The following is a 16,572-nucleotide window of genomic DNA, read 5'->3' as shown; positions in this document are numbered from 1 at the left end:
TATCAAACACCTCCACTACAGCGCCCAAACGGCGGGCGGTGGCAATAGCCTGTAAACCGGCTACACCGGCGCCAAGTATCAATACTTTAGCAGGGGCAATACTACCTGCCGCTGTCATAAACATGGGAAAATAACGGGAATAGTTATACGCTGCCAGCAATACCGCTTTATAACCGGCAATATTGGCCTGTGAGCTGAGCACATCCATTACCTGTGCGCGGGTAGTGCGGGGAATAGTATCTAAACTGAAGGCGGTAATATTACGGGAAGCCCAGTGCTCCACTTCGTTTACGCGGTATAGTGGCTGTAAAATACCGGCAATGATTTTCCCCGGTGGAATCTGGTCTGTTACTTCCCTGGAAGGAGGTTGCAGGGTAAAAATGATGTCTGCACCGGTGAGGATCTCTGCAGCTGTTTTTATTTGTGCGCCTGCCTGCATATAGGCGTCGTCGTTATAAAAGGCTTTATCGCCGGCTCCCTGCTCCACCCACACGGTTACCGACATTTGCTGCAGTTGCTTTACTACTTCAGGGACGAGGGATACCCTGGTTTCGCCGTTTTTTTCTTTTAAAATTCCTGCAATCATCTGGTGGAAATTTATAATGGAATTTAAGAAAAAACGGCAAGAAAGAAACTATTTTTCTCTTTAATTTTTCTTCAGAGATGCGGCCAAAGCGGCGGCATGTTGCAGTAAAGCCGGGATGGCTACGCCTTGGAGGTAATTCCCTGTGACATGAATTCCCGGATATTTTTTTTCAAAATCTGCTACTGCATTCCGCAACTTAACATGCCCCACATTCAATTGTGGGATCGCTTTATTCCAGGTGCTGAACCGCTGCATCACCGGCGGGGCCGAAAGATGCAACAGCGAAGTTATTTCAGCCACTACACGTTGTTGCAGGGTTGCCTGGTCCAGCTGGTCGAACAGCTGTTCCTGCCTGGCGCCTCCCAGGAATACGGTGAACAGGATTTTCCCCTCAGGCGCTTTACCCGGGAAAATAGCCGTGTTGCAGATAGCGCCGAGAAAATGCATATGCTCTGCATTCGGCACCAGGAAGCCGAAACCATCCAGCGGCTGTGGTAAAGCGCTGGCATCAAAGCCCAGGTGCAGCACGCCCATGCGGGGATAGTGCACGTTGTTCAATAACGCAGCGGTAACTGTATCAAGGTGGGTAATGGTTTCCGCCGTGCTGTAAGCAGGCGTGGCCAGTATAATTTTTTCAGCAGTATAGGTCCCGGTCGCGCCGTTTTCCACTACGCTTACCCTGTATCCGTTATCAACGGTAGCGATATCCGTTACCTTACAGTTAAAGCGCACAGGCGTAGTGAGCAATTGTTGCAAACGGTTTGTGAGCAACTGGTTGCCGCCTTTGAAACTGATAATTTTCCGGCCGCCCATAGCGCCCTTATCTTTCATCAGCCCTTTGGTAACGCTGCCGTATTCCCGCTCCCAGCGCGGCAATGCAGGCAATACTTCGGCAACGCTCATCAGGTCGGGATTACCGGCGTAAATGCCCGACAACACAGGGTCGAACACGTATTCTGCAATCTCTTTATTAAATCTTCTTGTTACAAAATCACTCACGGTTTCTTCTCCTGCTGCAGGCGCCGGTTTACGGAAGCGCTCTGTAAACAGCCGCCACTTACTGCTGCGGCTCAGGTAAGGAGAGCCTATGATCTTAAAGGGATGTGGAGAAACGGCGTGCAGCTGTTGCCGTCTTACCAGGAACCGGTTTTTGCTGGCGGCTGTTGCCTGCAGTATTTCCTTATCCAGTCCCAGTTCCGAAAAATATTGCAGCAGTTCAGGAGAAGCTGCAATGGTATTGGCGCCTGCATCCAGTTCAAAACCATCTTCCCGTATGGATTTCATGACACCACCAGTGTGGTCCGAAACCTCCAGTACCTGGTAAGGTACCTGCAGTTTCTGCAATTCATACGCAATACTCAGCCCGGACAGGCCGGCGCCGACAATCAAAACGGGTTGAACGGACATATGGCAAATTTAAACGGCTTCAGTGGCAATGATCTGTGTGCAGTACTTCACTATTGCCTTTACCCATAACGGGTGAATATTCAGACATGGAATCATGGTGAAAGATTCACCACCGCTGTTCAGGAAAGAATGCTTTCCTTCAACCGCTATCTCCTCCAGGGTTTCCAGGCAATCCGACACAAACGCCGGGCACACGATCAGCAGTCTCTTTTTACCTTCGGCAGGCAACGTTTCCAGCAAACCTGCCGTATAAGGTTTCAGCCATTCTTCACGGCCCAGCCTCGACTGGAAGGAGATGCCCCATTTTTCGCGCGGCAGTCCCAGCTTTTCTGCTACCAGCTCGGTAGTAACAGTAATCTGGTGACGATAGCAGTATTGATGGGCAGGTGATTTCACATGACAGCAGTCGTTCACTTTCATACAATGCGCACCGGTAGGATCTGCCTTACGCATATGCCTTTCCGGTAAACCATGATAACTGAATAAAACGTAATCATAGTCCTGCTGCAAATATGGGCGCATGCTTTCAGTAAGTGCATTGATATAATCCGGTTCATCGTAGAACGGAGGCACTACCGACAGCCTGAATTTATATTTTTTCTTTTTGTAGATGTCCTGTGCATACTCCACCGCTGTTTCGTAGGAAGACATGGCATAATGCGGATACAATGGCAGCAGCACTACTTCCTTCAGATCAGGATTTTGTTTGAGGAGATTATCATAGGCTACCTGGGGATGTGGATTGCCATAACGCATGGCTATTTCCACCGGTATCTCCATATCGTTTTGCACCGCCATCTGCAGCTGCTTCGTTAAGGCTACCAATGGTGATCCTTCTTCCCACCAGATAGATTCATAAGCCCGGGCAGATTGTTCCGCACGCTTTGGTACAATAATCCCTTCGATTAAGATCTTACGGAACAACCACGGATAATCGATCACACGCTTGTCCATCAGGAACTCGGTCAGATAACGCTTAACATCCGGCACAGCGGTGGAATCAGGCGATCCAAGGTTCATTAATACTATTCCTACATCAGATTTAGACACCATCTCTTTTAAATTGGTGCAAAAGTAAGCAAAAAGCCGAAAGCGAAAAGCCTTGCAACTGGCGTAACAACTGTCATTATTTTGTAAAGGCAAAAACTGATAAAAATCATTTTTTCGTCGTGATGATTACCAGTAGCAGAAATGACACACTAATGACAGCTAACCCCTTTTGTTTGGGGCGTATGAAAGTACTTTTGCAACCGGAAGCTTATACAAGAACATGCAGGTCAGTCATTCAAAAGAAATAGCAAATTTTCATATTGTTGGGATCAACTATAAGAAAACAGACGCTGCTATCAGGGGATTATACGCCATCAATCCGGCTCAGTATCAACAACTCCTGGAGCATGCCAGGGTTGTGCAATTAGACGATCTATTTGTACTCTCTACGTGTAACAGGACAGAAGTTTACGGATTTGCAGCGAACCCCGGGCAGTTGATAGATTTGCTTTGCAGGGAATCAAACGGCGACAGGAGCCAGTTGGAAGAATTAGCCTATACCAAATCAGGAGAAGAAGCGATCAGGCATTTATACCAGGTAGGAACGGGCCTCGATTCCCAGATCCTGGGCGATTATGAAATTATAGGCCAGATACGTAATGCCGCTAAATTTGCCAAGGCGCACCAGAGCCTGGGCAGCTTCCTGGAACGACTGGTGAACAGCGTTCTGCAGGTATCCAAACTCATCAAAACTGAAACAGGGCTCAGCAAAGGCACCGTATCTGTAGCTTTTGCTACAGTGAGAATGCTGGAGCGCATCTGCCCTGATATAAAAAATAAAAAGATTGTATTGCTGGGTGTAGGTAAAATAGGCCGTAACACCTGCAAGAATATGATCGAATACCTCGGTGTAAAAGAGGTGACCCTTATTAACCGCACCCTGCAGGTGGCGGCTGATTTCGCCGGCCAGCACGGGCTGAAATATGCACCGTTCGAAAATATGGTAAGCGAAATGCAACAGGCAGATATTATCCTCGTTGCTTCCAATGCACCACATCCAACAGTGCTGGCAGAACATTTCAGGAACAGTTCTCCCAAACTCATCGTGGATTTATCCATTCCTTTTAATGTGGAAGCCGCTGTAGGCGAACTTCCGCATATTACGCTGGTAAATGTGGACGAGCTTTCCAAAGTACAGGACGAAACCCTGCAGAACAGGCTGGGAGAAGTACCAAAGGCCATTGCCATCATCGATGAGTACATGGAGGAATTCCTTTACTGGTACAAAATGCGCAAACATGCCGTAGTACTGAAAGCGGTAAAGGATAAACTGCAGGAAATACATACGCGCGAAATACAGCAGCAGAAGAATGGAGGGCACTACAACATGGAAGATATCGAGCTGGTATCTTCCCGCATCATACAAAAAATGATTAATCTCATGGCTGGCAAGGTACGCAAGGAAACAGACAAAAGTGACCAGTACATCGCCATGATCAACGATATTTTTGAGACCGGAGTTAACCAGGAATAAACAAATGGATAAAGTTATCAGGATAGGCACAAGAGAAAGTCAGTTGGCCTTGTGGCAGGCAAACCAGGTAAATGATCTGCTCACCGCACAAGGTTACCGCACCGAACTGGTACCTATCAAAAGCGAAGGAGATATAGACCTGGTAACACCCCTCTACGAAATAGGCGTACAGGGCATCTTCACAAAAAGCCTCGACCTGGCACTGCTCAATAACCGTATAGACATTGCCGTTCATTCCTTTAAAGACGTTCCTACACAACTGCCAAAGCAAATTGTACATGCCGCTGTCCTGCAACGCGGGCCGGTAAAAGATCTGCTGGTATATAAAAACAATACGGATTTCCTTTCACAGCCTGGCTATATTGCCAACATTGCTACCAGCAGCGTGCGCCGTAAAGCGCAATGGCTGCGGAAATACCCGCAGCACCAGCTGCACAACCTCCGCGGAAATGTAAATACCCGCCTGAGAAAACTGGCGGAGGAAAACTGGGACGGCGCCATCTTCGCAGTAGCGGGCCTGGAAAGGATCAATGTTCGTCCTGCTAATTCTATTGATCTCGACTGGATGTTGCCGGCGCCTGCTCAAGGCGCAGTGGTAGCCGTTTGCAGGGAAAACGACCAGTTTTGCCTGGACGCCTGCACGGCTTTCAATCACGCCGATACCGCCCTTGCCACACATATTGAACGCGAATTTTTACGCACCCTGATGGGCGGATGCACCACTCCCATCAGCGCTTACGCTTATATACAAAACGATCATATTCACTTCAGCGGCGAGCTTTGCAGCCTGGATGGCGACCGCTTCTTCAGTATTTCACGCGAAGTACCGGTAAGCCAGGCCAACCACCTGGGAAGAGAAGCTGCAGAAGATATTATGGCGCAGGGTGGCGCTGAAATTGTAGCACAGATCAGAAATGCTAAATGATAAATACCGCATATTAAGCACCAGGCACTTAACAGACAGCTCCATTGCTGTTGCTGGTGATAACGGTATTCGCATAGATGTACAGGATTTTATACAGATAAAGCCGGTAACATTGCCCTCATTAAAAGGGAATAAACCAGGCTGGAACGGTACCAGTATATCTGATATTTTCCAGGCGCCCAATGTATCAGTTTTTACAAGTGCCAATGCGCTGAATGTACTGAAACAACATTACTTTGGTGTAAATGGTCTGCGTAATGAGCTCCGGACAGTTTTCCTTACCAACAACGCCCGCATTGGCTGTATATCCGGCAAAACACTGCAAAAGGCCCGTGAAATTTTCCCTGACGCTGAAATACTGGCGTCCTCTCCTTATGGCAGCGAACTGGCGGCAGCCCTGATCGCACTGGGAAATATCAGTGAAGTAAACTTCTATTGCGGCAACCAGAAAAGACACGAATTACCGGATGCATTAAAGCAGGCAGGTATCACTGTCCATGAATATGTGATCTACGAAAATATTCCCGCACCCGCCGTAATAAACGGTGATTACGACGGCATATTATTCTTCAGCCCCAGCGCCGTTAAAAGCTACCTGTCGGCCAACCGGATCAACAGCAAAACCGTTTGCTTTGCCATCGGCAGAACAACCGCTACGGAACTGAGAGAGCATACCGATAACAAAATTATAATGAGCACCGATATCAGTGAAGACAGCATGGTGCGAACTGCTATATTTTACTTTAACAACATTAACTGCTACGAATGAGCGCATTGAAGAACGACTTACTGCTGAAGGCCCTTAAAGGTGAAACCGTTTCCCGCACGCCCGTATGGATGATGCGCCAGGCCGGCCGCTATTTACCGGATTATATCAAACTGCGTGATAAGTATACTTTTTTTGAACGTTGTGAAAACCCGGAACTGGCCACTGAAATAACCGTGATGCCGGTAGACCAGGTAGGCGTTGATGCAGCTATTATCTTTTCCGATATCCTGGTAGTGCCACAGGCAATGGGCATGGAAGTGCAGCTGGTGGAAAAAGTAGGGCCACTGCTCCCCGCTCCCGTTAAAACCGCACAGGACCTGCAGCGTTTATGCGTTCCCGATGTACAGGAAAGATTGCACTATGTTTTCGACGCCCTGAAGCTCACCAAAAAAACACTGGATGGAAAAGTACCGCTGATAGGCTTTGGCGGCGCTCCCTGGACCCTCCTCTGCTACATGGTGCAGGGCAAAGGCTCCAAAACTTTTGATGAAGCAAAAGCATTCTGCTACCAGCAACCTGCTGTAGCCCATCAGCTGCTGCAGATGATCACCGATACAACCATCGCTTACCTGAAAGCACAGGTAGCCGCTGGTGCAGATACCGTACAGGTGTTTGATTCCTGGGGCGGTTTGCTCAGCCCGCAGGACTTTGAAGTTTTCTCTTTACAGTATATCCGCCAGATAGTAGCTGCCATGAAGGAGGTTTGTCCTACTATTGTATTTGCAAAAGGCGCCTGGTTTGCATTGGAAGACATGGCTGCTACCGGTGCACACGGACTGGGTATCGACTGGTGCATTAAACCGGAGCTGGCCCGGCAGTTTGCCGGCAGCAACATCACCCTGCAGGGAAATTTTGATCCGGCTAAGCTGCTGGCTCCCATTCCCGAAATTGAAAAGGCGGTAAAGGAAATGCTGAAAGGCTTTGGCAGACAGCGTTACATCGCCAACCTGGGTCATGGGATCTTACCTAATGTTCCCGTTGATCACGCCAAAGCATTTGTAGAAACAGTTAAAGCCCACGGATAATTACCATGAGCATTAAAGATAACTTCATATCATTTATACATAGCCTGCAGGATGAGATCTGTGCAGCGCTCGAGCAAACAGACGGTAAAGCCCTTTTCCGGGAAGACCGCTGGGAACGTCCCGGTGGCGGCGGTGGTAAAACACGGGTAATTGCCAATGGCAATGTATTTGAAAAAGGAGGCGTTAATACCTCTGTTGTTCATGGCGAACTGCCGGAAGTAATGGCGCAGCAATTTGGTGTTACCAACAGCCGTTTCATGGCCTGTGGCATCTCCCTGGTGCTGCACCCGCTAAACCCCTTTGTGCCTACGGTACATGCCAACTTCCGCTACTTTGAACTGTATGACCAGGACGGAACGCTGAAAGACAGCTGGTTTGGCGGTGGTGCAGATCTGACGCCGTATTACCTGGAAGAAGAAGACGGTATTCATTTTCACCGTACATTTAAAAATGCCTGCGATCCGTTTGGAAAAGAACTGTACCCGGCCTACAAGAAACACTGCGACGAATATTTTATCAATAAGCACCGTAACAACGAAGCGCGCGGCATAGGCGGTATTTTTTACGACTATCTCCGGCCCGGTGCAGAAAGATCAGCAGAAGCGCTCCTGGAATTTTCCAAAGCAAACGGAAAAGCTTTCCTCGATGCTTATCTCCCATTGGTAGAAAAAACAAAACACCTTCCTTATACAGACGCACATAAAAACTGGCAGGCGTATAGGCGTGGGCGTTATGTGGAATTCAACCTGGTTCACGACAGGGGAACGCTGTTTGGATTAAAAACAAATGGCCGCACAGAATCCATCCTGATGAGCTTACCGCCAGTAGCCCGCTGGGAGTATGATTTCCATACTACTCCCGGTAGTCCTGAAGCACAGCTGGAAGAATTCCTGAAGCCCAGGGAATGGGTAAAATAATGTACCGGCAGACGATATAAAAACAATAAAAAATTTTATGCAGATGATCAGAAGAAACAGAATATTAAGAGTATCTCCCGCTATTCGTGCAATGGTGGCGGAAACAATTTTAACGCCCAACGATTTTATGGCGCCATTATTTGTTACCGAAGGAGAAAATGTGAAGGAAGAGATCAGCTCTATGCCAGGTTATTTCAGGTATTCCCTTGACCTCACTATTAAAGAGGCAAAGGAACTCTGGAGCCTGGGTATAAAAAGTGTACTGCTGTTTGTAAAAGCGCCGGACAGCGTAAAAGATAATAAGGGCACCGAAGCGGTAAATCCTAACGGCCTGATGCAACGCGCTATCCGTGGTATCAAAAATGCCTTGCCTGATATGGTAGTAATGACAGATGTGGCGCTGGACCCTTATTCATCTTACGGCCACGACGGTATTGTGGAAGGAACGGAAATTGTGAACGACCCCACCGTGGAAGTGCTGGCCCGCATGAGCCTCAGCCATGCGCAGGCAGGCGCCGATTTTGTAGCCCCCAGCGATATGATGGACGGCCGCATCCTGGCCATCCGTAACATTCTTGAGGAAAACGGTTTCGATAAAACCGGCATTATGGCTTACAGCGCCAAATATGCTTCCTGCTTTTACGGCCCCTTCCGTGATGCGCTGGATTCTGCTCCCGGCTTCGGCGATAAGAAAACCTACCAGATGGACTACGCCAACTCCCGCGAAGCAATCAAGGAAACGCTGATGGATATTGAAGAGGGCGCCGATATTGTAATGGTTAAACCTGCAATGGCATACCTCGATATCATGCGTATCATTAAAGATCGTGTAACCGTTCCTGTGAGTGCCTATCATGTCAGCGGCGAATACGCCATGATCAAGGCAGCGGCGCAAAGAGGCTGGCTGGATGAAAACAAGGCCATCCTGGAAACCATGACCAGTATGAAGCGCGCCGGCGCGGATCTGATCGCTACCTACTTTGCGAAAGACGCGGTAAAACTGCTGAATGCATAATTCCCTATCTTGCGTAAAATAATAAACCACCAACAGATGTACAGCAAAAGTGAAATGTTATTCGGGAAAGCAAAGCAGGTAATTCCCGGCGGTGTTAACTCTCCCGTACGCGCATTTAAAAGCGTAGGCGGCACGCCCGTGTTCATGGAACGTGCAAAAGGCGCTTATATGTATGATGTAGATGGTAACCGATATATCGACTATATCAATTCCTGGGGCCCGATGATCCTTGGTCATGCTTATGAGCCGGTAGTAAAAGCCATACAGGAATATGCCACCTACTCCACCTCTTTTGGTGCGCCTACTGAACTGGAAATAAAAATTGCAGAACTGATTGTGGGCATGGTGCCCAACATCGATATGATACGTATGGTAAACTCCGGTACAGAAGCCTGTATGACCGCCCTCCGGCTGGCAAGAGGCTATACCGGCCGTAACAGGTTTATCAAATTTGAAGGTTGCTACCACGGGCATGCAGATGCATTCCTGGTGAGCGCCGGCAGCGGTGTGGCTACTCTTGGTATTCAATCAGTGCCAGGTGTTACCACCACGGTAGCAGAAGATACACTCACTGCTCCTTACAATAATTTACCTGCAGTAGAACAATTGATCGCGGATAACCTCAACCAGGTGGCGGCGATCATTATTGAACCGGTAGCAGGCAACATGGGCTGCATCCTGCCACAGCCGGGCTTCCTGGAAGGCCTTCGCCAGCTTTGCGATGCCAACAATATCCTGCTGATCTTTGATGAAGTGATGACAGGATTCCGTCTTGCACGCGGTGGCGCGCAGGAACTACTGGGTATCCGGGCCGACCTGGTTACCTTTGGTAAGATCATCGGTGCTGGTATGCCCGTAGGTGCAGTAGCCGGGCCCAAAGAAATTATGGAACATCTTGCTCCTGCCGGTAAAGTATACCAGGCGGGCACTTTAAGCGGTAATCCTATTGCTATGATTGCCGGTTATACGCTGTTGCAAACGTTGAACGATAATCCCGTTATTTACCAGCAACTGCAGGAAAAAGCAAGTTACCTGGTAAACGGGTTAAAAGAAGCATTTGGCGCAGCAGGCATAGTGCATAGCATTAACCAGATAGGATCCATGCTGAGTGCGCATTTCACGGAATACCCCATTGTGGATTTCAGCGCAGCCTCCGCGGCCAATAACGAATTATTCAAACGTTTCTTCCATGCTATGCTGGATCGCGGTATTTATTTGCCGCCTTCTGCTTTCGAAAGCTGGTTTATGAGTAATGCACTTACTACAGAAGACCTGGATGAAACCATTGCTGCTGCTAAATCTGCTATGCAGGCAATAAAATAGTTAACAATTCAATCCTGTGCAGAGTGGAAAAGGCTGTATCATAAATAATGATACAGCCTTTTGTTATTTTAGTTGCATGAGTAAGCCAGATCACCATACAATTAACCGGGCTGATATTATTTATGATAGATAACGGTTTGCCCCAGGGAATAAATATTGCCTGAGTAATTGTTGTCCGTTTTCTGGGTTTGCCCGTTCAGTTTTACCGTAAAGTGATAGGTTTGTGCCGGGTCGGGCAGTGTAAAGGCATATTCCAGTGGCGCACCGGGTAATGTAGCGGTAGCTACGTTTACGGTCTTCATCACGGTAAGCACCTGGTTCACTTCTATGTATACGTTCAGTGGTTGTTGTATTTCCACAGGGATATCACCGGGTATTTTCCAGGATATCTTTACGTTGTTGGCGTCAGTTTGCTGTAAGGTAAGATCAGTAACAGCAGGTAAACTAACACCTGGTTTGGTAACGTCATCCACTGATTTTTTGCAGGCAGCTGCTGTCAATAATAATGTGCCGAAGGTAAATAGCAGGAATTTTCTCATGGCGCGTATGTATTAATAAGTAAACCCAGGCATCTCAGCCTGAAATTCTGTTAGAACCGTGCATAACAGTCTTCCGTTACACGGCTCCGGTTATCAAATCATTCAGGACACTCAATAGCCGGGATTTTGTTTGTACCCCCCTTTCGACCAGTTCATCTGTGCCTGTGGAATGGGCAGGAATTCGTCCCTGCCGGCGGTGAAATGCGCTACACGGAACCAGTCGAACCGGTTCTTTTCCTTGCTAAGGAATGCATTCATTACGGGTTCCAGCATCCCCCAGCGCATCAGGTCGAAGTATCTTCTTCCTTCGCAGGCCAGCTCCAGGCGGTTTTCCCACATGAGTGCCTGCCAGGCAAACTCTTTGGTCCAGTTGCAGTTGATACCGGGTTTATATTCTTCAATTTTATAGTTCAACCACAGGGAGCCATCGTCTTTCTTCAGCCGTCCGGTGCTATGCGCAGCCCGCGCTCTGATCCTGTTGATCAGCGGGAGTGCTTCATTAAAGCGTCCCAGCTGTATCAGTATTTCTGCTTTCCACAGCAATACTTCTGCATAGCGGATCTCTTTTTTATTCATGCTGTTCTGTACATAAAAAGGTTTGTACATACAGTTGCAGCTGGGATGTACCTGTTCTTTCATGGAATTGAAATACCCGTACTGGAAGGGAGCGCGGGAGCCGGATTCTTCAAAAAGAAGGTGGTTGTCATATTTCCAGGGATATCCCGGAATGGCAACGGTATGGCCCATGCGGGGATCAAAAGCATGGGAGGTAAAGAACTGTTTGTATTGCTGGCCGCCCATTTCTGTATTGTTGTAGTTATCGAAATCGGGGAGACCGGTACCATCTGTTTTAAATGCATTGATCATGGTGTAGGACACCTTGTGGAAGTCGCAGCAGCTGAACCAGGGATTCCACCAGGGAGCATTGAGCTGGTCGCCCCAGTTAACGCGGCCATTGGTGGTACCATCATCAATAGAATATTGTATTTCCCATAATGATTCTTTGGTGTTGTTATCATATTCTATCATGAAGTTTTCTGCAAAGTCGGGCGTGAGATCAAACATAGCGCCGTCTTTGGCGGTGATAGCATCGATATGGGTCAGTGCTTTGTTGAGTGTTTCCTGGTTGATCACGGTGACCTGGTGCCGGTCATTTTTTTCATAGGCCCTGAACAGCAACGCCTTTGCTGCCAGTGCGTGTGCAGCATACCTGGTGGGCCTGCCTTTTTCTGACTGTGTTTCGGGCAGCACTCCGGCAGCATCTTCAAAGTCTTTGATGATCTTATCCCACAGGGGCAGATCGTTGGTCATTTCCGGAGGACGGTTGGAGATACCTTCTACTATGATGGCATCATTCTTTACTTCATCATCTATGTAGGGAACATAGTTCCAGCGTAGTTTCATGCCCAGGTATATCCATCCCCGGATAAACTTCATTTCTGCGATGCGTTGATCACGAGCCTTGAAACTGTTGGGATCTACCTTGTTCAGCAAACGCAGGGCAGTATTGGCCCTGCTGATGCCGCAGTAGCCACGGTACCAGGGACCATCGTTGTTGCCGATGTTGGACGTTACGCCGGTAAATATTTCCATTTCATACCAGGGTGTTTGGTCACTGAGGCCACCGCCGCCTTTATAGGCATCGTCAGACCTTACGCTTTGAATCCACGGCGCATGTGTATCTCCGTAGCCAAGAGAGGGCATATAGGAGTAAGCAGCCACCACGAAGTTCTCTATCTGGTCGGCGCCCTCTACCTGTTCTTCGGATAATACTCCTTTCGGTTTTACGTCCAGGAAATTTTTACATCCGGCAGTGAGCAGGGCGACCAGGCTGATGAATATTATAGTATGTGTTTTCATGTTGTTCGTTTAAAAGGTGACATTCAATCCAAACAGACCGTTGATAGGCAGCGGGTAGGCTTCATTGGGATTTTCAGGATCTCCGCCGGTAAATTTGTCTTTACCCCATGTCTTTTTAAAGTTGAGAAGATTTTGGCCTGATATGTATACCCTGACCCGGTTCATATGCCATCTTTCCATTAGCCTATTAGGGAGGGTATAGCCGATATCTACTGTCCTTAGTTTGATGTAGGAGCCATCTTCAATGAAATAGGTAGACATCCGTTTTTCCCCGTTGGCATCGCGTCGGGAGAGGGCAGGAATGTCAGAGTTGGGATTGGATGGTGACCAGGCTTCGAGTATCCGGGAAGGGTGGTTCCGGTCGTTTTGTACGCCGATGTTCCAGAAGTCACTGAGTTCTTTCCAGCTGTTGTAAACGCTGTTGCCAAACACTCCCTGGAAGAAGATGGTGATATCCCAGTTTTTATAGGTTGCTTCCAGGTTTAATCCGGCCATCAGCTTGGGGTCTCTTACACCTATCCAGGTACGGTCATAGGTTTCGTTGATCACGCCGTCGCCGTCAAGGTCTTTGTACCGGATGCGGCCAACACCTTTCCCTTGTTGTTGCGGGGAATTATCCACTTCTTCCTGGGTTTTGAAGATACCGTCTGCCACGAGGCCGTAAAAAGAGTTGAGGGGACGGCCAATAATGTTGTCCAGCAGGCCGTTACCGCCGTATGTATACTTTACGTTTTCCGGTATGGAGTTGATCTTGTTCTTATACGCGGATACATTGGCAGTAACGCGGTAGGTAAATTCCCGTTTCTTTTCGCCCCAGCTGAGCAGCAGTTCGTAGCCCTGGTTGGTCATGTCGGCGGCATTTACCCAGCGGTAGCCGCCTTCACCCAATGCGCCTATGTAGGGCGGTTGGAAAAGCATATCTGTTGTTTTTTTATTGAACCAGTCGAAAGATCCTGACAGGCGGTCGCCCAGGAAGCTAAAGTCGGCGCCGATGTTTGTTTGTGTAGTAGTTTCCCATTTCAGGTCTGGATTGCCCAGGCTGTTCCTGCGGTATCCGGAAGGGATACTGCCTGTTTGGTTGCCACCAATAGCATAGGCGGTGCCATCAAAATCCCCGAGGTAAATGTTTACGAGGCTGCCGGCGGTGAGCGGGGCGGAGTTACCGTTCTGTCCCCAGCTGGCCCGTAGTTTCAGGTCGTTCAGAAATCCGGCATTCTTCAGGAAAGGTTCCTGGCTGATCCTCCATCCGGCAGAGAATGCGGGGAAGGTGCTGTACCGGTTATTCTCCCCGAATACGGAAGAACCATCGCGACGGATGGTGGCAGACAACAGGTATTTTGACTCATAGGAGTAATTGATCTTACCAAAAAAAGATAACAGCGTCCTTTCATCGCCACCGCCGGTCAATGATTTATTATCGCCGGTGGCGGCAGACAGGTATGCATAGTCCCGGCTTTCCAGCAGGATATTGTTGCGGTAAGCATTGGTGAATTCATATACATACCGGTAGGTTTCTATACCGCCTAATATGTCGAAGAGATTTTTGCCAAACTTCAGGTTGTAGATAAGCGTGTTCGTCCAGGTACGGCCGATGTTTTGCCAGTTGTTTTGTGTGACGCCGTTGATATCGCTGCTTTTGCCGCCTGCTTCCTTCCATTTATGTTGGATGTTCCGGTCGTACCACATGTTATAGTCCAGGCCAAACTGTGTTTTAAAAGCCAGGTTATCGAGGATCCTGAGGTTGGCGTAGCCGGTACCCAGTATCTTCAGGAAGTTGCCTTTATTATCTTTATTGATCTCCAGGTCCCTTACAGGGTTGTTAAAGTCGTCCATCCCCAGCGCCATAGCTACACCGCCCCATCCGCCGTTGTTATCGTGTACGGGGATATTGGGCGGCATTACCAGGAAGCCATAAGTGCTGTTGATGTCTCTTATCCGGAGATTGGTCATGGTGAAATTTTCTCCTATGGTGAGTCTTCCTTTCAGCATTTCGTATTCATTGTTAAAGCGTGCAGAATAGCGTCTGAAAGAGGAAGTGATCTGTGTTCCCTGGTTATCGTAATAGTTGAAGGAGAACAGGCTGGATAAATGTTCTTTCCCGCCGGTGATGGTGATCTGGTGGTTTTGCCGGATGCCGGTACGGGTGCCTTCTTTGAACCAGTTGGTATTGGAGGAAGGCATAGTTTTGTCCGCGTTTAACCATTCCACAGGGGTTAGAGAATTTAAAACGGGTATACCGTCCTTATCGCGGTTCCAGTCGTATTTATAAATGCGGATGGCAGCAGCAGGATCGTCTCCGTCGTTAACGGTAGCCTGCCAGAGCGCTCTTCCATAGCCGTTTGCGTCCAGCATATCCGGTACGCCTGTTATTTTGGATACGCCTACATAGCTTTCATACGTAACCCTGGTTTCTCCTGATTTGCCTCTCCTGGTATTTATGAGGATAACGCCGCCGGCAGCCCTTGATCCGTAAATGGATGCGGAGGCAGCATCTTTGAGCACCTGCATGGATTCAATATCATTGGGATTAATATCGCGCAGGTTGATGTTAACGGGCTGGCCATCCAGTACGATCAACGGGGGAGAGGAGTTGATAGAGGTGATACCCCTCACCTGTATGCCTACATTTTCTGCGGGGTTACCGTCGGTAGTGATATATAGTCCGGGTATTTTTCCCTGCATGGATCGCATTACGTTGGCGCTGGGATTTTTGGCAAAATCGGACCGGTTGATTACCGTGATGGCGCCGGTGAGGTCTGCTTTCCGCTGGGTCATATAACCGGTGGAGATAACCACTTCGCTGAGGTCTTTGCTTTGGCCCAGGAGGATCACATCATATGTTAGTGCAGCCGTTAGCGGTATTTCCCGGGTTTCTTTCCCAATGTAAGTGAATACCAGTGTGGTGGCGTTGGCGGGTACATCAATACGGTACCTGCCCTGGTCGTTAGTGGTGGCATGCACAGGAAAGCCTTTAGCTGTAATCCCTACACCAGGCAGTGGGTTGGCGGCATCGTCTTTGACCACGCCTGTGATGGTCTTTGCCTGTTGTGCCCATGCGCCGGTGCTGAGGCACAACAAGAGGATACCCTGTAATATCCATTTTCCGGTATAGGCAGGGAACCCGCGCCCGCCATGCGTCCTGTCATTGGAAGAATGTTGTTTTTTCATGAGACCGTAGTTGTTTTTTGGGTGATAAATTGCCACCGCATTCCGGGTGCTGCATAGCAGCCACGGGCCGTACCACGGCAATTATTTACAGGTGTGTAAGGCCGCAGTGGCATTGTTTTTACCAGTAATGATCAGTTGTTAAGAGGAGGAGTATAATAAATTATTATACAGTGCTCCGGGACGGTTTCTCAGCTCCGGAGAGGCATAACAGTCCTGCTCCTGAAAATTGTGTTTTCAAGCGGTGATTGTTCATAACCAGTGGATTTATATGTGTTTTATTGCGCTCCGGGTATTAACCCCGGTTCTATAGAATTTGATTGATATTAAACTGCTTTAACGTTTAAACAACTTGAACGAACTTTGCAAATAAAGCTATTTTCTCCTCCTGAATTTTTAAATAATAAGCCAATTTTGATATGATATTGGCTTATGGGTAGTAAATGTTATCCTCTTGCCGGTTATCAAAAAATAGCTCCTTTACAATAATCTCATCTTTAAATAAATTAAAAACAAT

Annotated in this window: 12 protein-coding genes and 1 pseudogene; 7 read left to right on the top strand and 6 right to left on the bottom strand. The window is 48.2% G+C overall.

Going from position 1 to position 16,572, the window contains the following annotated elements; all coding sequences use genetic code 11:
* The 3 genes and pseudogenes from VIM72_RS03045 to hemH all read right to left on the bottom strand — a co-directional run.
* A pseudogene (locus VIM72_RS03045) lies at positions 1 to 586 on the bottom strand (NAD(P)(+) transhydrogenase (Re/Si-specific) subunit alpha); the annotation flags it as partial.
* Between the two features lie 60 nt (positions 587 to 646).
* Positions 647 to 1,993 (bottom strand): protoporphyrinogen oxidase, encoded by a 1,347-nt coding sequence (gene hemG / locus VIM72_RS03040; protein ID WP_332001394.1) that lies wholly within the window; start codon positions 1,991 to 1,993, stop codon positions 647 to 649.
* Between the two features lie 9 nt (positions 1,994 to 2,002).
* Complete coding sequence (gene hemH, locus VIM72_RS03035) at positions 2,003 to 3,046, bottom strand: ferrochelatase (protein WP_332001393.1); 1,044 nt, start codon at positions 3,044 to 3,046, stop codon at positions 2,003 to 2,005.
* A gap of 217 nt (positions 3,047 to 3,263) precedes the next feature.
* Here hemH and hemA point away from each other — a divergent pair, with 217 nt between their 5' ends.
* Genes hemA through hemL form a run of 7 tightly spaced genes read left to right on the top strand, consistent with a single transcriptional unit; the run spans position 3,264 to position 10,491 of the window.
* Entirely contained in the window at positions 3,264 to 4,517 is a 1,254-nt protein-coding gene (gene hemA / locus VIM72_RS03030) for a glutamyl-tRNA reductase (protein ID WP_332001392.1), read from the top strand.
* Positions 4,518 to 4,521: 4 nt separating this feature from the next.
* On the top strand, positions 4,522 to 5,442 hold the full coding sequence (gene hemC, locus VIM72_RS03025) for a hydroxymethylbilane synthase (protein ID WP_332001391.1): 921 nt from the start codon (positions 4,522 to 4,524) through the stop codon (positions 5,440 to 5,442).
* A complete protein-coding gene (locus VIM72_RS03020) occupies positions 5,432 to 6,211 on the top strand; it encodes a uroporphyrinogen-III synthase (RefSeq protein ID WP_332001390.1) in 780 nt (259 codons plus the stop codon). Before hemC ends, VIM72_RS03020 begins: the two co-directional genes overlap by 11 nt.
* On the top strand, positions 6,208 to 7,236 hold the full coding sequence (gene hemE, locus VIM72_RS03015) for a uroporphyrinogen decarboxylase (RefSeq protein WP_332001389.1): 1,029 nt from the start codon (positions 6,208 to 6,210) through the stop codon (positions 7,234 to 7,236). Before VIM72_RS03020 ends, hemE begins: the two co-directional genes overlap by 4 nt.
* Positions 7,237 to 7,241: 5 nt before the next feature.
* The gene (gene hemF / locus VIM72_RS03010; RefSeq protein WP_332001388.1) at positions 7,242 to 8,153 is read left to right on the top strand and encodes an oxygen-dependent coproporphyrinogen oxidase; all 912 of its coding nucleotides are present in this window, start codon (positions 7,242 to 7,244) and stop codon (positions 8,151 to 8,153) included.
* 37 nt (positions 8,154 to 8,190) lie between these two features.
* A complete protein-coding gene (hemB, locus tag VIM72_RS03005; protein ID WP_349258963.1) occupies positions 8,191 to 9,168 on the top strand; it encodes a porphobilinogen synthase in 978 nt (325 codons plus the stop codon).
* A gap of 36 nt (positions 9,169 to 9,204) precedes the next feature.
* On the top strand, positions 9,205 to 10,491 hold the full coding sequence (gene hemL / locus VIM72_RS03000; RefSeq protein WP_332001386.1) for a glutamate-1-semialdehyde 2,1-aminomutase: 1,287 nt from the start codon (positions 9,205 to 9,207) through the stop codon (positions 10,489 to 10,491).
* Positions 10,492 to 10,607: 116 nt separating this feature from the next.
* On the opposite strand, the gene VIM72_RS02995 is transcribed toward hemL, so the two are convergent.
* The 3 genes from VIM72_RS02995 to VIM72_RS02985 all read right to left on the bottom strand — a co-directional run bounded on the left by VIM72_RS02995 (position 10,608) and on the right by VIM72_RS02985 (position 16,058).
* The gene (locus VIM72_RS02995; protein ID WP_332001385.1) at positions 10,608 to 11,030 is read right to left on the bottom strand and encodes a DUF4945 domain-containing protein; all 423 of its coding nucleotides are present in this window, start codon (positions 11,028 to 11,030) and stop codon (positions 10,608 to 10,610) included.
* Between the two features lie 111 nt (positions 11,031 to 11,141).
* Positions 11,142 to 12,890: a RagB/SusD family nutrient uptake outer membrane protein gene (locus VIM72_RS02990; protein ID WP_332001384.1), complete on the bottom strand. Its 1,749-nt coding sequence runs from the start codon at positions 12,888 to 12,890 to the stop codon at positions 11,142 to 11,144.
* Positions 12,891 to 12,899: 9 nt separating this feature from the next.
* On the bottom strand, positions 12,900 to 16,058 hold the full coding sequence (locus tag VIM72_RS02985) for a TonB-dependent receptor (RefSeq protein WP_332001383.1): 3,159 nt from the start codon (positions 16,056 to 16,058) through the stop codon (positions 12,900 to 12,902).
* Positions 16,059 to 16,572 lie beyond the last annotated feature (514 nt).

The sequence above is a fragment of the Chitinophaga sp. genome (genome assembly GCF_036569185.1).
Classification (GTDB): domain Bacteria; phylum Bacteroidota; class Bacteroidia; order Chitinophagales; family Chitinophagaceae; genus Chitinophaga.
The sequence above is the reverse complement of the archived record's forward strand: the minus strand, read 5'-3'. Positions and strand labels throughout refer to the sequence as shown.

What these genes read in the sequence shown, in the direction of transcription:
- hemG (WP_332001394.1), bottom strand. Translation starts at nt 1,993, where the DNA reads ATGTCCGTTCAACCCGTTTTGATTGTCGGCGCCGGCCTGTCCGGGCTG.
- hemH (WP_332001393.1), bottom strand. Translation starts at nt 3,046, where the DNA reads ATGGTGTCTAAATCTGATGTAGGAATAGTATTAATGAACCTTGGATCG.
- hemA (WP_332001392.1), top strand. Translation starts at nt 3,264, where the DNA reads ATGCAGGTCAGTCATTCAAAAGAAATAGCAAATTTTCATATTGTTGGG.
- hemC (WP_332001391.1), top strand. Translation starts at nt 4,522, where the DNA reads ATGGATAAAGTTATCAGGATAGGCACAAGAGAAAGTCAGTTGGCCTTG.
- VIM72_RS03020 (WP_332001390.1), top strand. Translation starts at nt 5,432, where the DNA reads ATGCTAAATGATAAATACCGCATATTAAGCACCAGGCACTTAACAGAC.
- hemE (WP_332001389.1), top strand. Translation starts at nt 6,208, where the DNA reads ATGAGCGCATTGAAGAACGACTTACTGCTGAAGGCCCTTAAAGGTGAA.
- hemF (WP_332001388.1), top strand. Translation starts at nt 7,242, where the DNA reads ATGAGCATTAAAGATAACTTCATATCATTTATACATAGCCTGCAGGAT.
- hemB (WP_349258963.1), top strand. Translation starts at nt 8,191, where the DNA reads ATGCAGATGATCAGAAGAAACAGAATATTAAGAGTATCTCCCGCTATT.
- hemL (WP_332001386.1), top strand. Translation starts at nt 9,205, where the DNA reads ATGTACAGCAAAAGTGAAATGTTATTCGGGAAAGCAAAGCAGGTAATT.
- VIM72_RS02995 (WP_332001385.1), bottom strand. Translation starts at nt 11,030, where the DNA reads ATGAGAAAATTCCTGCTATTTACCTTCGGCACATTATTATTGACAGCA.
- VIM72_RS02990 (WP_332001384.1), bottom strand. Translation starts at nt 12,890, where the DNA reads ATGAAAACACATACTATAATATTCATCAGCCTGGTCGCCCTGCTCACT.
- VIM72_RS02985 (WP_332001383.1), bottom strand. Translation starts at nt 16,058, where the DNA reads ATGAAAAAACAACATTCTTCCAATGACAGGACGCATGGCGGGCGCGGG.